The organism is Streptomyces sp. GLSS-08 (assembly GCF_056387915.1).
This window is the reverse complement of sequence record NZ_JBWJAQ010000045.1, coordinates 1-1,429: the sequence shown is the minus strand read 5'-3', so window position 1 is coordinate 1,429 and position 1,429 is coordinate 1. Positions and strand designations below refer to the sequence as shown.

The following is a 1,429-nucleotide window of genomic DNA, read 5'->3' as shown; positions in this document are numbered from 1 at the left end:
AGGGTGATCTTGTCCTGGTCGTTGAGGGTGACCGACATGGGGGGCTCCTTCTAGGTCGTACGCCGCCGTGCCCGGCGCCGCTCCGTTTCCGTGGCCCCATCATGGCACACAAGTGGCGCCACTGCGAAGCCGAATGTGGCACCGATGTGTGTGGTGATGCCGCGCAAGGCAGGCACCGCCCCACAAAAGCCCAGTTCACAGGGTGGCTCCCACTGGCGCCAAGATGGACGCATCTGCTGGCGTCCGGTCGGCGCGGCGGCCACCCGGGGCGCACACCGGCCGGACCGGCACCGGGCACGCAGGAGGCCCGCCGGCGCCCCCGGGGGATGGTGAGGGCACCAGCGGGCGTCTTCCGCACTCCGCGAGGGTTCATGACCGACCGCATCGGAGCTCACGAACCGAGAGCATCGCGCCCCGCACTCGGGACCCGCTCGCGCGACGGTGGAGCCGTACTCACCCGGCCGCGCCCGGCGCCCGTCCCGCACTGCGGCACAGCGGCCGGCCGGCGCCCGCCGCGACCGCGGACAGCGCCCGGATCCGCGCGGGGGTCATCCCCGCGGTGCGCACGGCGTACCGGCCGGGCGCGGATCGGGGCGCGTCACTCCTCTCCCGCCGGCAGGCGCGACAAGCACCGCCGGAGCCCCTGGCGCAGAAGGTGCAGCCGGTGCCGGGAACGGCGCCGCACGAGCTGGGTGATCGGCGCGCAAGGGCGGGCGGCGGCCCGGTCCCCGGAGTACGGCCGGGCGGCGGTGCCCGGCGTCCCGGCCGCACCGTACGGGGCCGGGCCCCCACCCGCGGGCACGTCCAGGACGGTGCCACCGCGGCCGTCGCTCCTGTCGGCATACCCCTCGGCGACGGACTTCGGGGCGTACGGGCGAGGGGACATGGCTCTCCAGACGGTTGCGGCCCAGGGCGGCGGAGGGGGTGGGACCACCGGTGTCGCACGTCACCCTGGACGACACCGAACGAGGTGCACTCGAACAGCGGCGGAGTGCCGACGGACAAGCACGTCACGGCAGTTGACCGCAACCGGGTGAGCGGCTAGGCGCGCGGCCGCGCGACCTGGCGCGCACGCAACCGTGCCCCGCCCCGGTGCACGGGACGCCGCCCGCGCGCCTGCCGCGGCCGGCCCCCGGCCACCCGCGCGGCCCATCCTCGACCGGGAAACGAGCGTCCAGGCGCATAGATGAAGGGTGGTGCCAGTCGTACCGGTAGAGCGAGATCCCCTACAGGAGCCGGATCAGCATGAGCAGCAGACCGAGCGAACGCACCGGGGAACCCACCGGCGAACTCGACGATTCCTTCCACGTCTTCGACACGACGCTGCGCGACGGCGCGCAGCGTGAGGGCATCAACCTCACGGTCGCGGACAAGCTGGCCATCGCACGGCACCTGGACGACTTCGGCGTCGGCTTCATCGAGGGCGGCT

The 1,429-nt window shown here is 74.0% G+C and carries 1 pseudogene; it reads left to right on the top strand.

The annotated features are described in order from the left end of the window. Window positions 1-1,245: 1,245 nt before the first annotated feature. Window positions 1,246-1,429, top strand: a pseudogene (locus AC0ZLC_RS34245) (citramalate synthase); the annotation flags it as partial.